Annotated in this window: 16 protein-coding genes, 1 tRNA gene and 1 riboswitch; of the genes, 13 read left to right on the top strand and 4 right to left on the bottom strand. The window is 39.6% G+C overall.

The features are described 5' to 3' along the window. The first annotated feature begins 19 nt into the window (after positions 1 to 19). Both EDC24_RS12725 and EDC24_RS12720 read left to right on the top strand, forming a co-directional pair. The gene (locus EDC24_RS12725) at positions 20 to 229 is read left to right on the top strand and encodes a hypothetical protein (protein WP_124223220.1); all 210 of its coding nucleotides are present in this window, start codon (positions 20 to 22) and stop codon (positions 227 to 229) included. 29 nt (positions 230 to 258) lie between these two features. Beyond that, a tRNA-Ala gene (locus EDC24_RS12720) sits at positions 259 to 330 on the top strand. 1 nt (position 331) lies between these two features. Here the strand turns inward: EDC24_RS12720 and EDC24_RS12715 are convergent. Together EDC24_RS12715 and EDC24_RS12710 are read right to left on the bottom strand one after the other, a co-directional pair. Next, a complete protein-coding gene (locus EDC24_RS12715) occupies positions 332 to 811 on the bottom strand; it encodes a DinB family protein (protein WP_124223218.1) in 480 nt (159 codons plus the stop codon). A 5-nt stretch (positions 812 to 816) separates the two neighbouring features. Next, positions 817 to 1,347 (bottom strand): GNAT family N-acetyltransferase, encoded by a 531-nt coding sequence (locus tag EDC24_RS12710; protein ID WP_124223216.1) that lies wholly within the window; start codon positions 1,345 to 1,347, stop codon positions 817 to 819. A gap of 182 nt (positions 1,348 to 1,529) precedes the next feature. Between EDC24_RS12710 and EDC24_RS12705 the strand changes: the two genes are divergently transcribed. Further along, the gene (locus tag EDC24_RS12705; RefSeq protein ID WP_211342377.1) at positions 1,530 to 2,723 is read left to right on the top strand and encodes a M14 family zinc carboxypeptidase; all 1,194 of its coding nucleotides are present in this window, start codon (positions 1,530 to 1,532) and stop codon (positions 2,721 to 2,723) included. A gap of 186 nt (positions 2,724 to 2,909) precedes the next feature. Here the strand turns inward: EDC24_RS12705 and EDC24_RS12700 are convergent, their stop codons facing one another. Then, positions 2,910 to 3,845, bottom strand: a complete 936-nt coding sequence (locus tag EDC24_RS12700) for an acetamidase/formamidase family protein (RefSeq protein ID WP_124223214.1) — start codon at positions 3,843 to 3,845, stop codon at positions 2,910 to 2,912. A 90-nt stretch (positions 3,846 to 3,935) separates the two neighbouring features. Here EDC24_RS12700 and EDC24_RS12695 point away from each other — a divergent pair, with 90 nt between their 5' ends. The 4 genes from EDC24_RS12695 (at position 3,936) to EDC24_RS12675 (ending at position 8,848) form a co-directional block, all read left to right on the top strand. Next, on the top strand, positions 3,936 to 5,372 hold the full coding sequence (locus EDC24_RS12695; protein WP_124223212.1) for an amidase family protein: 1,437 nt from the start codon (positions 3,936 to 3,938) through the stop codon (positions 5,370 to 5,372). A 623-nt stretch (positions 5,373 to 5,995) separates the two neighbouring features. Further along, a complete protein-coding gene (gene desA, locus EDC24_RS12685; RefSeq protein WP_124223208.1) occupies positions 5,996 to 7,036 on the top strand; it encodes a Delta(5) desaturase DesA in 1,041 nt (346 codons plus the stop codon). 82 nt (positions 7,037 to 7,118) lie between these two features. Beyond that, entirely contained in the window at positions 7,119 to 8,252 is a 1,134-nt protein-coding gene (locus EDC24_RS12680; protein WP_124223207.1) for a sensor histidine kinase, read from the top strand. Beyond that, positions 8,249 to 8,848 (top strand): response regulator transcription factor, encoded by a 600-nt coding sequence (locus tag EDC24_RS12675; RefSeq protein WP_124223204.1) that lies wholly within the window; start codon positions 8,249 to 8,251, stop codon positions 8,846 to 8,848. Before EDC24_RS12680 ends, EDC24_RS12675 begins: the two co-directional genes overlap by 4 nt. A gap of 2 nt (positions 8,849 to 8,850) precedes the next feature. Here the strand turns inward: EDC24_RS12675 and EDC24_RS12670 are convergent, their stop codons facing one another. After that, the gene (locus EDC24_RS12670) at positions 8,851 to 9,210 is read right to left on the bottom strand and encodes an SLAP domain-containing protein (protein WP_124223202.1); all 360 of its coding nucleotides are present in this window, start codon (positions 9,208 to 9,210) and stop codon (positions 8,851 to 8,853) included. Between the two features lie 105 nt (positions 9,211 to 9,315). On the opposite strand from EDC24_RS12670, the gene EDC24_RS12665 reads away from it, so the two are divergent. The 6 genes from EDC24_RS12665 to EDC24_RS12640 all read left to right on the top strand — a co-directional run bounded on the left by EDC24_RS12665 (position 9,316) and on the right by EDC24_RS12640 (position 14,931). Then, complete coding sequence (locus EDC24_RS12665; protein ID WP_124223200.1) at positions 9,316 to 10,428, top strand: NAD(P)/FAD-dependent oxidoreductase; 1,113 nt, start codon at positions 9,316 to 9,318, stop codon at positions 10,426 to 10,428. 70 nt (positions 10,429 to 10,498) lie between these two features. Beyond that, positions 10,499 to 10,608: riboswitch (TPP riboswitch) on the top strand. A 96-nt stretch (positions 10,609 to 10,704) separates the two neighbouring features. Then, positions 10,705 to 11,682 (top strand): ABC transporter substrate-binding protein, encoded by a 978-nt coding sequence (locus EDC24_RS12660; RefSeq protein WP_124223198.1) that lies wholly within the window; start codon positions 10,705 to 10,707, stop codon positions 11,680 to 11,682. Between the two features lie 2 nt (positions 11,683 to 11,684). Next, positions 11,685 to 11,978, top strand: a complete 294-nt coding sequence (locus EDC24_RS12655; RefSeq protein ID WP_124223196.1) for a thiamine-binding protein — start codon at positions 11,685 to 11,687, stop codon at positions 11,976 to 11,978. Continuing rightward, a complete protein-coding gene (locus EDC24_RS12650; protein ID WP_124223194.1) occupies positions 11,975 to 12,754 on the top strand; it encodes an ABC transporter permease in 780 nt (259 codons plus the stop codon). Before EDC24_RS12655 ends, EDC24_RS12650 begins: the two co-directional genes overlap by 4 nt. After that, positions 12,741 to 13,481 carry an ABC transporter ATP-binding protein gene (locus EDC24_RS12645; protein WP_124223192.1) on the top strand — a complete coding sequence of 247 codons (741 nt, stop codon included), beginning with the start codon at positions 12,741 to 12,743 and terminating at the stop codon, positions 13,479 to 13,481. Before EDC24_RS12650 ends, EDC24_RS12645 begins: the two co-directional genes overlap by 14 nt. Positions 13,482 to 13,560: 79 nt before the next feature. Beyond that, positions 13,561 to 14,931 (top strand): hypothetical protein, encoded by a 1,371-nt coding sequence (locus tag EDC24_RS12640; protein ID WP_124223190.1) that lies wholly within the window; start codon positions 13,561 to 13,563, stop codon positions 14,929 to 14,931. Positions 14,932 to 14,990 lie beyond the last annotated feature (59 nt).

Genomic DNA, 14,990 nt, shown 5'->3' with positions numbered 1-14,990 from the left:
GGGTTAAAGGAGGTTAATAATGTCAGTAACGGACTTAAGCGCACGGAAAAAATGGCGAAAGCTGCCAAAAGGTATACGACAACGTTTTTTAAATAATGTGTTTTGTGTGAACTGCACTGTCACTACTGTTGTGGACTATAGTATTGAAGATCACCAGGAAGGAATCGTATTAGTAGGGACTTGCAAACAATGTGGCGATCACGTTGCACGCCTAATTGAAAATGAATAATATTTTCTGATATAATACTTTTTGGATTTGGGGCATTAGTTCAGTGGGAGAACGCTTCACTGGCAGTGAAGAGGTCGTCGGTTCGAGTCCGACATGCTCCATTTACTTTAATAGTTCCAATCCTATCAAATTAGCCGAAACAGGCTCCTTACCTAATTCTCTAGCCCATACAGATAATTGGCCCATGTGATGTGTTTCATGAGCAATGACATGCAGAAGCACTTCATCATAACGATACGCGAAATCTTCCCCTTTACTATTTTTTCCGCGAAGTACTTTTTGGTTAAGATCAATGTCAGCCTGAACGAAGCCAAGTGTATGTTGCTTTGTTTGATTAGAAAATGTTTGGATAGAGTCTAGTGTTTTGTAGTCAGAATAGGAATAATTAATAGGCGTGTCTTCAGCTAGTCCTCTTAACCAACGTTGTTCCACATCAATAACATGAAACATCGTCTGTAAAAATCCTTTATGTCCTCCAACTCTTTCTTTGATTAGCTCATCTCGACTGATATCACGACACCAATCGATCCAACGATCACGTATTGTCCAATTATAGAGAAATAATGTTTCAATATAAGTCATTAAAATCACTCCGATTTTGACATGCCAAACATGTCCACATTTAAAAACTTTCCGTCTTTGTAAAAATGCTCTCTTAGTGTACCTTCTTTTGTCATCCCAACTTTAGTTAAGACTTTTCCAGAAGCGGGATTAAAAGTTAATGACATCCCCCAGATTTTATGTAATTCTAGCGTTTCAAAACCGAATTGAACCACTCTTTCAGCTGCCTCAGTCATATAGCCTTTGTTCCAAAATTTTTGACCTATCCAATAAGCGATTTCTCCTCGCTTATGGCGGTATTCTGGCCTAATTGAGATTGCTCCAACAAATTCATTAGTATCGCGTATTACAATGGCGAAGGGATAAATCTCACCATTTTCAATAAAAGTTGAATGCCGATCAATCCAGCTTTTAGCATCATCTAGTGAATACGGATAGGGGATATTTAATGTTGTTTCAGCTATTCTAGGGTCATTTGCTAGGATTTGAACTCGAGGTGCATCAGATGGGTTGAAAGGTCTGAGGTGTAGTCTTTCGGTTGATAGATTTAAGTTCAATAGTTAACCCTCCTATTATTTTTATTTAATATAACATAAGTCGAACAGATTAGTCGGAATTTTAACAAAATAATACAAATTTCTTATTTATATCGGTCTAATGTTTCAATATTCGAAATTTTGAAGGAATTGAACGATTAATATCAGAAATCAGTTAGCACAAAATTTTTAGGAGGGATTTTATGGTGAAAAAACGAAAATCATTTGTATTATTTTGTAGTTCTGTGTTGGTAGGAGCTAGTTTATTGTTACCTTCCGCTGTTTCTGCAAATATGTCACCAGGAACACCTGAAGAACAGAACTATTCTGTATCTGGTTTCGTTGATCACGATGAATTAACACAAAAACTTCAGCAGATTGAGAAAAATAGTCAAGGGAATTTAGAACTTGATGTTGCTGGTTATTCGAACCAAGGTTTGGAGATTTATAAAGCAAAAGTAGGTCATGGAGACAAAGTGGTGATGATTCAGAGCGAAATTCACGGTAATGAAAAAACAGGGACTGTTGCGTTAGTGAATATGCTTCAGCAGCTCGCGAAGAATAATTCGCCTAAATATAAAGAGCTTCGTGAGGAACTTACGATCATTGCTATGCCAATGATGAATCCTGATGCTTCAGAAGCTAATCGAAGAGGAAATGAAATGACATGGAGTGAAGTGGTTGAAGACTTTCCGCAATTAGAAGAGGCTTCACCTTCTTGGAATTACTATACTTATGTAAATGATTACTGGGATTACAAGTCAAATCCAGGTTTTGATGTAAATCGTGACTTTAATCCAGATTTAGATTATGAACCTCAACCAGAGGATTTTCCAGGGAATTCAGCTAGCCCAGGTTGGTTTATCACTCCAGAAGCACAAACAGTAAGAGACGTATATAAAGAAACACAAGATGAATACGGAAATGTTGATGTGTTTGTTGACCTTCACCATCAAGGGCAATATGTGGTAGAAGGGACTGATGATGAAGTCACGCTATCTTTATCTGGCGAATTTGTCCCAGATCCGAATACTGAAGAGGGAGCAAAGTATAGCGAATATGCAGATGTTTATAATGGAGATTTTGCTAAACAGTTAAACGTGGCAGCCTATGATGCGTTACAGGATGTCGGGAACTCTACATTTAATCATATTTCCCTATACCCACAAGGTCTAGATTTACCAGGGACAGCATTAGGTGCATTCGCATTGAATGGTAGTGGCTCGGTTCTGTTTGAGGTAACTGGACAAACACAAAGTTTCGGACAAAAGAAGAAAGGGCAGTTAGTTAAAGCAGTAGAAACTGGTTTATTTGGTATTGTTGAAAGTGTAGCAGATGAATCAGTTTACGACATTGATCCTAGTGTATACGACGAAATCCCAGCAACTGAACGGTAATATATAAAATCCATCCTGAAAGGAAACTTTCGGGATGGATTTTATTATCTAAATGAATATGTTTATTATCTAATCTTTAAATTTATTCTCTATTTTTCGCATTTTATTCTCTATTTTGATAGTTTATTATCTAAATTCGGTAATTTATTCTCTAATATTACAAATTTATTCTCTATTTTTAATTTCTCATCTAATAGCCCCATGTGGCAAAACGGCATGTGCTCCTTTGACACCATTTACAACTTGCGTAACCCTCAAGTCTACAACGGTGCTTGCTAGAGCTGTAGCTTCTGTTTTCTTAACATCATAGAGCCATTGAATAAACTGTACCATTTCATCTAAGGCAGTGGATGTTGCTTCATTTAAATCTTCATCAAATCCGAATGTCACCCATCCTGCTGGCGTCCAAGCACGTGGCATGTTTAAGGTTAGGTCTTCATGTAATGTGAGTGTGATATCAACTAAGTCCATTGGTGCTTCGATGGCCGTTCCCGATACTTCGCCATCACCTTGTGCGGCATGTCCATCTCCTATTGAAAATAAACCACCGTCGACTTCAATCGGCAAAAAGAGGCTACTACCTCGACTGAGCTCTTTACAGTCAATATTTCCTCCCACGCGCCTAGGTGGAGGTGTCGTATGTAATCCAGGCTCTGCAGGAGCAACGCCCATTAATCCCATAAATGGGTTGAGTCCGACATGTAATTCGCGGTTACCAACTTTTGTAGTCCCTGTCATGGTTTTGGCGTCTAATTCCCAGTCCAACTGAATTTTCTCTTCATTTGTTAGGTTCAGTTTCTCATTTTGCCAAGCGCTCGTGCCGCCTGCCCAATTTGTTCCATACCAACCTGGCATAAGGTTATTGGTTCGAACCTCAAGTACCATACCAGGTTTTGCCCCTTTGATTTCAATCGGACCAATGATCGGGTGCCCTTTGACGTCTTCTTGTTCTCTTGAGTCTAATTGAATTTTTGGTTCATCTTTAGACTTTGAGTAACCCCACTGAATATCCGGTGTTGTTAATTGAACTGTATCACCTGAGTTAACAGTTAGTATGGGAGTATAAGAATGGTCGAATGAACGGTGTAAGTTCTCTGTTTTTAATTCAAGTTGATGGATCATGTTAACCGTCTCCTTTAATGTATTATCATTGTACAGCACAGTTCATTATGGCAAAATAAATTAAAATAATCAAAAAATTGGGGGAGACAAATGGATTTTTTAAATGAACCAATAGATGTGATTCAAAAGAGAATGCAAGATGGGGAGTTAACGTCTCGTGAGTTAGTGCTCACTTATTTAGATAGGATTGCCAATTATGATCAGGATGGCCCAAAAATTAACTCGGTTGCGGAGGTTAATCCGGATGCTATATTTATTGCGGAAACATTAGACCAGGAGCGCATGGAAAAAGGGGCACGTGGGCCACTTCATGGAATCCCGATTGTTTTAAAGGATAATATCGATACAGGTGATAAAACGCACACAACAGCGGGGTCACTCGCGCTGAAGGACCATGTTGCTAAGCATGACGCGTTTTTAGTGAAACAATTACGTGAAGCGGGTGCTGTGATTTTAGGCAAAGCGAATTTGACCGAATGGGCGAACTTCATGACGGAAGGGATGCCGAATGGTTATAGTTCAAGAGGTGGACAAGTCCTGAATCCTTATGGTCCAGGTGAAATTGATACAGGTGGCTCAAGCTCTGGTCCAGGAGCAGCTGTGGCAGCCAATTTTGCGACGGTATCTGTTGGATCTGAGACGTCTGGTTCGATTTTAAGTCCAGCTAGCCAGCATGCATTAGTTGGGATCAAACCGACTGTTGGCGCCATTAGTCGAAGTGGTGTGATTCCTATTTCACACACACAAGATACGGCAGGACCACTGGCGAAAACAGTTGCGGATGCTGTTTATGTTTTTCAAGCAATGGTTGGTGAAGACGCGGCTGATGCAGCGACGAGTAAAGGGCGTCAATTTTTTAGACAAAACTTCAGTCAGTATTTAAATAAAAAAGGTTTGAAAGGTAAGCGAATTGGTATTGCTCGGGAAGATTATTTTGATGCTATCGATGAAGAGAAGCGACAGCTTATGGATGAGGCAATTCAAGTTTTAGAAGAGCAGGGGGCAGAAGTGCTTGATGTGACGATTCCTTCTAACAAACGTAATTGGGGCTTAGGCGTGATGGTTTATGAATTTAAAAATAGCTTGAATGCGTATTTAAGGTCAGTGTCGGATGATGTGCCGGTCCGCTCGATGGCTGATGTTATTGAATTTAATAATAAATACGATGAAGACATGCTTCCTTATGGCCAAAAATGGTTTTTAGAAGCGGAGAAAACGTCAGGATTATTAACTGATCCTGATTATTTGAAGGAATTATTGGATGATCAATATTATTCAAAAGAGCAGGGAATTGATTATACACTTGAAGAACATCAATTAGATGCAATTGTGTTCCCGAATAATATTGGTGCGGCGATTCCTGCCAAGGCAGGTTATCCATCAATTACGGTTACGGCAGGACTTACAGAAAAAGGTGAGCCTGTAGGAATAACTTTTACAGGGACGGCTTTTTCAGAACCTACGTTAATTGAAGTAGCGTTTGGCTATGAACAAGCCTCATTTAAACGAGTATCGCCTATGTTTTAGGTGAGATGAGGGCAAAAATACCCGCTGGAGAGGTGAACTCACCCGCTGGAGCGAGAAACAGACCCGGTGGAGAAGCAAACGTACTCGCTGGAGCGAGAAACAGACCCGGTGGAGAAGCAAACGTACTCGCTGGAGCGAGAAACAGACCCGGTGGAGAAGCGAACGTACCCGCTGGGCGAGAAACAGGCCAGGTGGAGGAGCAAACGTACCCGCTGGAGCGCGAAACAGGCCCGGTGGAGGAGCAAACGTACCCGCTGGAGCGCGAAACAGGCCCGGTGGAGAAGCAAACGTACCCGCTGGAGCGCGAAACAGGCCCGGTGGAGAAGCAAACATACCCGCTAAAAAAGTAAACAGCCCCGCTGAAAAAACCAACAATCACCCCTCAGGATCACCTGAGGGATGATTTTATGACAAATGTCATATTCGGTAATTGATTTTTGCCACCAGTTATTAAAAACTCTCATAATTCGTCGTCTCTCTTGAAACAATATGACTATTATTCACCCGCGGGTGTCAATATGACAAATGTTAATTAAAATTACTGACGTTCATGACTACTGTTATAGCGTGAATCTCATTAAAATTAGGACTAGATACTAAAGTTAGGTTTCAAGGAGGCGACTATGGGTCATACAAAGTTAGCGCAGTTAAAACAACACATAAAAAGATTTGAGCAATCAGACACGAAGGCAAGTGTTTGGCAGATGGTAAATACGATTCCACCGCTATTTCTATTTTGGTATTTAGCATATGCTTCGCTTTCCGTATCCGTTTGGCTATCGTTAGCCTGTTCAATTATTGCGGCAGGTTTTGTCGTAAGAACGTTTATTATTTTCCATGATTGTTGTCATGGTTCATTCTTGAAAAACCGAAAAATCAATCATATTGTTGGAACCATAACAGGGATTATAACCATGTTTCCTTATGAAAAATGGAAGCGCGAGCACTCGATTCACCATGCGACGAGTAGTAATCTCGACAAACGAGGAACGGGTGATGTTTGGATTATGACGGTTAACGAGTATGTGAAAGCTTCTAAAATGGAGCGTTTGCAGTATCGTTTGTACCGTAATCCATTTGTGATGTTTGTATTAGGTCCAATTCATATGTTACTAATCAGTAACCGTAAGAACCGTAAAGACGCTAAATCGAAAGAAATTAAAAACACGTACTTTACCAATGTAGCTATTGTCGTACTATGGGGAGCTCTAATCGCCCTAGTAGGTTGGCAAAGTTTCTTAATGATTCAACTTCCGGTCATGTTTGTATCAGGTATGCTTGGCATCTGGCTTTTCTATGTTCAACACCAGTTTGAAGACTCCTACTTTGAAGACGAAGAACAGTGGGATTATGTAAAAGCCGCGATTGATGGAAGTTCTTATTACAAATTACCAAGAGTGCTTCAGTGGATTACGGGTAATATCGGTTATCACCATGTGCACCATTTAAGTCCAAAAGTACCAAACTATTACCTAGAAAATGTCCATGAATCGACACCGGAACTACAAGATGCGACGACGATTACAGTTAAAACGAGTCTGAAGTCGATACGGTTCCGTTTATTCGATGAAGATCATAAGAAATTTGTGAGCTTCAGAGAGGTAAAACCGTTACTTCAAGAGTCTAAACAAAAAGTCAACTTTAAGGAAAAAGAATCAATTTAATAAACTAAGAGCCTTCAATCATTATATTGAAGGCTCTTTCTTTGCTATAATGTATATCATCAAGTAAGAAAGGACATCAATCATGCAAAATTGGTTTAATCTTTTTCCGAAAAACTTAAGCTTAAGTATATATGTCTGGATCATTTTTAGTTTACTCCCATTTTACTTCATCTTCCGGTCCACTTCCTGGTTTGAAGTTATTTTAGGATTCGTTTTGATTGTCATATTTTTTGTCGCATATCGTTTGTCCTTTTTAAATAATGGCTGGTTTCTGTATGTTTGTGTGTCGATCATGATGCTGATTAGTATTGGAATGTCCTTATTTTACGGCTTTGTTTATTTTTCACTGTTTTTGGCATTTTTTATTGGGAATATTAAGCATAAAGCTGGTTTTATCACATTATATGTCGTGCATTTAATCACAACCGTTGTAGCAGCGAGTTTCAGTGTGATGATACAAGAGGAATTGCTTGAGTATCAAATGCCGTTTATCATCATTACGATATTAGGTGTTATCTTGCTTCCGATCAATACATACAACCGTTTGAAACGCCAAGCTTTGGAAGCGCAATTAGTCGATGCAAATGAAAAAATCTCACAACTCCTAGTGTATGAAGAACGTCAACGTATTGCACGAGACCTTCATGATACACTAGGACAAAAGCTATCTTTAATAGGTTTAAAGAGTGATTTAGCCAAACGGTTATTGGAAAAAGATCCTCAAAAAGCAATCGGCGAGATTACGGATATTAACCAAACCGCTCGCACGGCGCTTAAAGAAGTCCGCGACATGTTATCGGATATGCGTGGCGCTAAACTGTCAGAGGAAATTGAACACGTCAGTCAGCTATTAAAAGCCGCTGATATACGCGCAGAATTCACTGGCATTCAAGAGCTTGACCACTCTCCGGCATTAATCGAGGACGTATTAAGTATGTGTCTTCGAGAAGCTGTGACGAATGTCGTAAAACATAGTCAGGCAGACCAATGTACGGTTGATATTCAAGAGTCAAAAGACGAGATTCAATTGGTAGTCAAGGATGACGGCATTGGCCTTAGCCAACCACGGGATTCGAAAGGTCATGGTTTAAGAGGTATTTCCGAACGACTGGAGTTTGTTAACGGAGATTTAGAAATCCATAACGATTCTGGAACAAAAATGGTTATTCATATTCCAAACGTCACAAGGCAAGGAAAGTGGGAGGAAGCACAATGATTAAAATTGTCATAGCAGAAGATCAACGCATGTTATTAGGTGCTTTAGGTTCGTTACTTGACTTAGAGGATGATATGGAGGTTGTCGGTAAAGCTTCGAACGGGGAAGAAGCGGTTAATCTTGTTAAGGAACTCAACCCAGATATATGTATTATGGACATTGAAATGCCAGTTAAAAACGGCCTTGAAGCCGCACAGGACATGAAAGACTTAGATTGCAAAGTGATTATTTTAACCACTTTTGCTCGAGCTGGCTATTTTGAACGTGCACGTGAAGCGCAGGTTTATGGTTATTTGTTAAAAGAGAGTCCGAGTGAAGAGCTGGCCAGTTCGATTCGTTCGATTATGAAAGGGCGAAAAGTTTACGCCCCAGAGTTAATTGACCTTGCTTTTGAAGAGCCTAATCCATTAACGGAGCGTGAAACTGAAGTAATTAAACTGATTGCAGAAGGACTGAGTACTAAGGAAATTGCAAGTCAGTTATTTTTAACGTACGGAACAGTCCGTAATTATATTTCGGTTATATTTGATAAATTAGAAGTATCCAACCGGATTGAAGCCGTTTCAAAGATTGAAGAAAAAGGCTGGCTGAAATAAAACTACCAAACTAATGTTCCAAAGCTTGGTTCATTAACTTCGCTTTTTGAAAATATAAATGTCCATGGCATACTGGTGTTAGGTTGCACAACTAACCTCGGAATCGTAAATGTATCTTCTGCGATTGTCTCATCAAGTGTTCTATAAGTTATATGAGTGTGGTCAAAAATAATATCATTTTCACTTCGGTTATGAATGAGGGCTGTGACGAGTAGTTCGTTTTTATGGTTAAAAGCGTGCCAAAGCGTTACAGCCTCAATTGCTTGATCAGATTCTTTTGTTTCATCAAAGACTTCCTCAATTTTTCTGCGGTCCTCTCTAGACAGGTTTTGGTCCCATTTTTCTTCATAGACTAATTTCATGATTAAGCCTCCTAACGATCTTAGTTTTATTATAAGGCAAAGCCGTTTGAGACAGAAATTATATGTACTATAATGACGATGAATATCAATTTTGGAGTGAAGACAATGTCTTTTGTAATTATAGGTGGTGGCATCTTAGGGGCTTCAACTGCTTATCATTTAGCTTTAGCTGGTGAGGATGTCACTATAATTGACCGAAAAGATTTAGGCCAGGCAACAGATGCAGCTGCGGGCATTGTGTGTCCATGGCTTTCGCAACGACGAAATAAAAAATGGTATCGAATGGTTAAAGGCGGTGCGAGGTATTACCCTGAGCTTGTAGAGAAACTAAAAGTAGACGGCGAGACAGATGTTGGTTACAAACGCGTTGGTACGATCAGTTTACATACAGATCCAACAAAATTAGATCAAATGGTTGAAAGAGCTAAGAAAAGGCGAGAGGATGCGCCTGAGATTGGTGAAATTAAGCGTCTTTCCTCTGAGGAATCTCAAGCATATTTTCCGTTATTATCGGATGAGTATGAAGCGGTCTATGTTAGTGGTGGCGCACGCGTTGATGGTCGGGCAATGCGAGATGCATTATTGAGAGCTGCCCAAAAGCGCGGTGCAAACGTGATTCAAGGTTCGGCTGAAATTTTAACAGAATCTAATCGAGTAGTTGGTGTAAACGTCAATGACCAAACCATCTTTGCAGATAAGGTATTGGATACGAGTGGTGCTTGGGCTAAACAGCTTATGGAACCACTGGGCATTAACTTCCATGTCACGCATCAACGAGCGCAAATTATTCATTTAGATTTACAGAATATGAATACGAGTGAATGGCCGGTCGTGATGCCACCAAATAATTCGTATTTATTATCATTCGATGAAGGTCGTATGGTTGTTGGGGCGACGCGTACAGATGAAGTCGAGTTCGATTATCGCACGACTACAGGTGCCATTCATGAGATCTTGGGAAAAGCTTTAGAAGTTGCACCCGGATTAGATAATAGTACGTTTGTAGAAACTCGAGTTGGCTTCAGGCCTTATACACCAGGTTATCTTCCAATTATCGGAGCAGTGCCGCACATTGATCAATTATTAGTCGCTAATGGACTTGGAGCATCTGGTTTAACTAGTGGGCCATATCTTGGCGCCGAGTTGGCTAGATTAGCCAGGAAAGAGGAAACGGAGCTCGATATCCAAGACTATGATGTCAGTCAGGCGCTAGAATAAGTAACTTTTTAAAGTAGTTGCATTCCATATGCTAATTTGTCATACTATTAATGAAAATATCATAACTAAACATAAGTTGTAGGGGAACCAGTGTTGCTGGTTGAGATTGTATCCGTAAGATACTGACTCTTTGAACCTGACCTGGCTAAGACCAGCGTAGGGAACACCGTGAACGTATAATCAAGTCATTCGTGTGCCCTAGGTGTAGCCTAGGGCATATTTAATAATCCCCAACTTATGTCATTAGTTATTCTAAAATCAGTAAGGGGGATGGAGATGAAAAAGAGTTTAGGTTTTATTTTTTTAGCTGTTTTACTAGCAGCTTGTAATGGGAATGAGAGTAATGGTGACCTTGAGGAAGTGAGCGTTGTACTTGATTGGACGCCGAATACGAACCACACAGGGCTATACGTAGCTCAAGATCAAGGATATTTTGAAGAAGAAGGCTTAGATGTGTCGATTGAGCTTCCAGGTGAATCTGGAGCAGATCAAATTGTGGCATCTGGCCAAGCGGAGTTTGGAATCAGTTTTCAGGAAAACATTACAGAAGCTAGAGTACAAGATGTTCCGATTGTCTCAATTGGAGCAATCATTCAACACAATACGTCTGGCTTCGCTTCGCCAGTCGATAAGGAGATCACGTCACCTTCAGATTTTGAAGGTAAACAATATGGTGGATGGGGCTCCACAGTAGAAGAAGCTGTCTTATCGTCAGTGATGAATGAAGATGGTGCGGATGTAGATGAAGTAGATATTGTCAATATTGGTAATACGGATTTCTTCACCGCTGTTGAGCGAGATGTGGATTTTGCTTGGATCTATTACGGCTGGACAGGAATTGAAGCTGAGATTCGAGATGAGCCTATTAATATGATTTATTTAACGGACTATAGTGAGAGCTTAGATTACTACACACCTGTGTTAGCCACAAGTGAAGATATGGTGGAAGATAACCCTGAAACGGTTCAAAAATTCATGAATGCAGCTGCTAAAGGATATGAATTTGCGATTGAAAATCGAGATGATGCGGCTGACATTCTAATTGAAGCTGAGCCGGATTTGGATCCTGAATTAGTTAAAGAAAGTCAAAAGTGGTTAAGCCCACGTTATCAGGACGATGCTGATCAATGGGGTTATCAGAAACAAGAAGTGTGGGAAAACTATGCAGACTGGATGTATGAGCGTGATTTATTAGAAGAGCCATTAGATGTTGAAGCGTCTTATACGAACGAATTCTTACCCGAGGAGGATTAACGATGACAAACGCACTGGTTAGTGTTCAAATTGTACCGAAAACAAAAGATCACGAAGATGTCATTCCTTATGTGGATGAGGCGATTAAAGTCATCGATGAAGCGGGAGTCAAATACGAAGTAAGCCCACTTGAGACAACGATGGAAGGAAATTTATCTGATTTATTTCGAGTCATAGAAAAGATGAATGAACGGATGGTTGACTTAGGTTGTTCGAGTATTATTTCTCAGGTTAAAGTTTATTATAATCCAAGTGGTGCTTCGATGGATGAATTAACGGAGAAGTATCGCACATGAAACAATTATTTCAAAGAGGGTGGCGCCCAGGACTGGTGCTCATCCTCCTTTTTACCGTTTGGGAATTAAGTGTTCAGTTATTCGAAGTGCAAACTTGGTTGTTACCGGCGCCAAGTCAAATTTTTAGTGTCATGGTGAGTGACTGGTCTGATTATTCAACCGATTTATTTTCAACTTTACAATTAATTTTAATCGGTTTTGGAATTGGTAGTAGTGTTGGTGTATTAGTAGGCGTTGCCTTACATTTAGTAGGTTTCTTAAGGTTGTCGATGCATCCATTGCTCATTTTAACGCAAAACATACCAATTATTGTCCTTGCACCGCTTTTAGTCGTCTGGTTTGGCTTTGGTATGTTACCCAAATTAATCGTCATTACACTCGTTTGTTTTTTCCCAATAACGATTTCATTGTTAGACGGCCTAAGGCAAGCCGACCGAGAACTTATGCATTATATGAAAATGGCTGGTGCTAACAAGAAACAAATTTTTACGAAACTGGAGTGGCCGAATGCCTTACCGTATTTGTTCTCAGGATTAAAAATTTCTGGGACCTACAGTGTAATGGGTGCCGTGATCTCTGAATGGTTAGGCGGTAGTAAAGGCATTGGGGTCTATATGACGTTAGCTCAAAGCTCATTCAGGACGGATCGCGTCTTTGTGGCAATTTTAATTACGGTATTTTTGAGTCTATTATTTTTCTTAATCATTTCTTGGGTTGAAAGAATCGTCGTCCATTGGAGTTCGGACCTGGAGGGTGAATCACGTGGAACATCTTAACGTTAGTCAAATAAGTCATTCGTTTGGCGATCAACCAGTTTTGAAAGACATTAGTTTTTCCTTAGACCACGGTGAGTTTGTTTCGGTATTAGGACCATCTGGTAGTGGGAAAAGTACATTGTTTAGTTTAGTAGGCGGGTTATTACAACCGCACTCTGGCGATATTTTACTAGAGGGGGAAAGTATTGTCGGTAAAAGCGGGTCGATTAGTTATACCCCGCAGACGCCGTCTTTATTTCCGTGGCGAACTATTTTAGGTAATGTGCTATTGGGGCAAGAAATTTCCGGTGAAAAAAATTCGGAGAAAGCTCTTGAAATGTTAGAGCGCGCAGGACTGAGTTCGTATGAACATGCTTACCCTCACGAGCTATCTGGTGGTATGAAGCAGCGCGTGTCCTTTATTCGAAGTGTCTTGAGCCCCCAGTCGTTAATTTTACTAGATGAACCTTTCTCTGCATTAGATGAATTCACCCGTACGGATATGCAAAAATGGCTACTCTCAATGTGGGAAGAGCATCAACGGTCAATCCTGTTTGTTACGCATAATATTGAGGAAGCTTTATTTCTATCAGACCGAATTATTATCTTATCACCACGACCAGCAACGGTTCAAAAAGAGATTCGTGTTCCGTTTTCACGACCTAGAGATGAGGAACTGTTATTAACAGAAGATTTTTTGGAGCTAAAAAAAGACATTTACCACGAAATGCGACTGTCCCATGTATAAATTTTTGGACAAATACTAATCCTTCTAGCGAAATTAGCATATAATTATGTTAAGGTAGTATTAAATAGGAGGGTTGGTTATGATCCAAAATCAATTTGTGATTCATGATTCAAAACATAAGCCGATTAAGCTTCGGGCCGAAAGAATGTCCAACTATATAAGAGGGCAGATTGTTGAGGCGACGAATAGTTCGGGCGATTTGTTGTACCTGTTCTTTTACCAGGGCAAGTTTTTAACAGCAAAAAAAGCCACGAAACTACGTCGTCATTCTTTTATCGAATATGCCTTCACAAAAGGAATGACTTATCAAGCTCCGCATCCGTATATTGATTCCTTAATTGCCTCTAATCAAACACCTACAGTGCTTACAAATAAACAATTACTTCGTAAATTAAATCAACACTACTCCAAGCAAGAAAAAGCTTATATTTTAACTTTCTTTGAATCGTTTATTTCCAAGAAACAAATTTTTGAAGAAATAAAAACCATGTTTTATGAGTTTAGACGTAATGGTAAATTACTGACAGCCTATCAACTCATAAGGGTTATGAAAGATTTTGCTCCTAAGCATAGTCTCGTTAAGTCTTTATCAAGTGATCTCATCTATAAAGATTTTAATAAAATGTATTATGACCAAACCGATGAAATGTTTGATCAAGACAGACTTGAAGCGGAAAAAGTAATGTTCCATAAGCCAGACCAGTATGCTGAGAAGTATGCTAATCGACTTGAGGAGGAAGGTCGTCTGTTAGAGTTGGTCATGTGGCAATTTTCTAATCCTCAATCTTTCTCTTTTACCTCGATTGAAAAACATCTTCTAAATGGATTCTCTAATCATGAAGCTATCCAAATACTTGAGCATTTATCAGAAAGTATGTCTGATGCCTCACTTAACGAACGTTTACTCTCATTGTATTTAGAAACAAAACAATTAGATCACATCTCTCAGTTGTCTCGCCAAATTGATATTGATGAAAAGACGCTTAATGAAATAGCCGATATTTTAACAGACAACAGTCCGAGCGAACTCAATGTAGATTCTTTTAGAATTCAGCCATTACTACTAAAAGTGACTCAGTTAAATCCGACCATGGCAAATGACTTGTTGCATAAGTACATTGGCAATATGCTGCATCGTCATAGTTTGAAGGATATTAACGACTGGCTGGAGCCTTTTAGAGAAAAGCACGAGTCGATTGATACGATTCAGAAATTCGACCGTTTGTATGAAATGAATGACGATTTAGATCATATGCAATCACTCGGTGAACTGTATTATGAATTTAAGCAATGGAAGCAGGCGCTTGAGTGTTTTAGTATGGAATCTGAATTGAAGCCTGAAGAAGCACAACCGTTAAAGTGGTTGTCTAAAACGTATCTTGAGATGGGGATGAAAGAGGAATCAGACGTGTATCAAAAAATGTATGTGAGTGTCCAAAAGCAAGCTTAATAATTGTAAAATATTTATAAATTTTCAGAAATATTATAGAATCGATTCATTCTGTTTGA

It is taken from the genome of Aquisalibacillus elongatus, assembly GCF_003843875.1.
Taxonomy (GTDB): Bacteria; Bacillota; Bacilli; order Bacillales; family Alkalibacillaceae; genus Aquisalibacillus; species Aquisalibacillus elongatus.
This window is presented reverse-complemented; position numbering and strand designations above follow the sequence as displayed.

What these genes read in the sequence shown, in the direction of transcription:
- EDC24_RS12725 (WP_124223220.1), top strand. Translation starts at nt 20, where the DNA reads ATGTCAGTAACGGACTTAAGCGCACGGAAAAAATGGCGAAAGCTGCCA.
- EDC24_RS12715 (WP_124223218.1), bottom strand. Translation starts at nt 811, where the DNA reads ATGACTTATATTGAAACATTATTTCTCTATAATTGGACAATACGTGAT.
- EDC24_RS12705 (WP_211342377.1), top strand. Translation starts at nt 1,530, where the DNA reads ATGGTGAAAAAACGAAAATCATTTGTATTATTTTGTAGTTCTGTGTTG.
- EDC24_RS12700 (WP_124223214.1), bottom strand. Translation starts at nt 3,845, where the DNA reads ATGATCCATCAACTTGAATTAAAAACAGAGAACTTACACCGTTCATTC.
- EDC24_RS12695 (WP_124223212.1), top strand. Translation starts at nt 3,936, where the DNA reads ATGGATTTTTTAAATGAACCAATAGATGTGATTCAAAAGAGAATGCAA.
- desA (WP_124223208.1), top strand. Translation starts at nt 5,996, where the DNA reads ATGGGTCATACAAAGTTAGCGCAGTTAAAACAACACATAAAAAGATTT.
- EDC24_RS12680 (WP_124223207.1), top strand. Translation starts at nt 7,119, where the DNA reads ATGCAAAATTGGTTTAATCTTTTTCCGAAAAACTTAAGCTTAAGTATA.
- EDC24_RS12675 (WP_124223204.1), top strand. Translation starts at nt 8,249, where the DNA reads ATGATTAAAATTGTCATAGCAGAAGATCAACGCATGTTATTAGGTGCT.
- EDC24_RS12670 (WP_124223202.1), bottom strand. Translation starts at nt 9,210, where the DNA reads ATGAAATTAGTCTATGAAGAAAAATGGGACCAAAACCTGTCTAGAGAG.
- EDC24_RS12665 (WP_124223200.1), top strand. Translation starts at nt 9,316, where the DNA reads ATGTCTTTTGTAATTATAGGTGGTGGCATCTTAGGGGCTTCAACTGCT.
- EDC24_RS12660 (WP_124223198.1), top strand. Translation starts at nt 10,705, where the DNA reads ATGAAAAAGAGTTTAGGTTTTATTTTTTTAGCTGTTTTACTAGCAGCT.
- EDC24_RS12655 (WP_124223196.1), top strand. Translation starts at nt 11,685, where the DNA reads ATGACAAACGCACTGGTTAGTGTTCAAATTGTACCGAAAACAAAAGAT.
- EDC24_RS12650 (WP_124223194.1), top strand. Translation starts at nt 11,975, where the DNA reads ATGAAACAATTATTTCAAAGAGGGTGGCGCCCAGGACTGGTGCTCATC.
- EDC24_RS12640 (WP_124223190.1), top strand. Translation starts at nt 13,561, where the DNA reads ATGATCCAAAATCAATTTGTGATTCATGATTCAAAACATAAGCCGATT.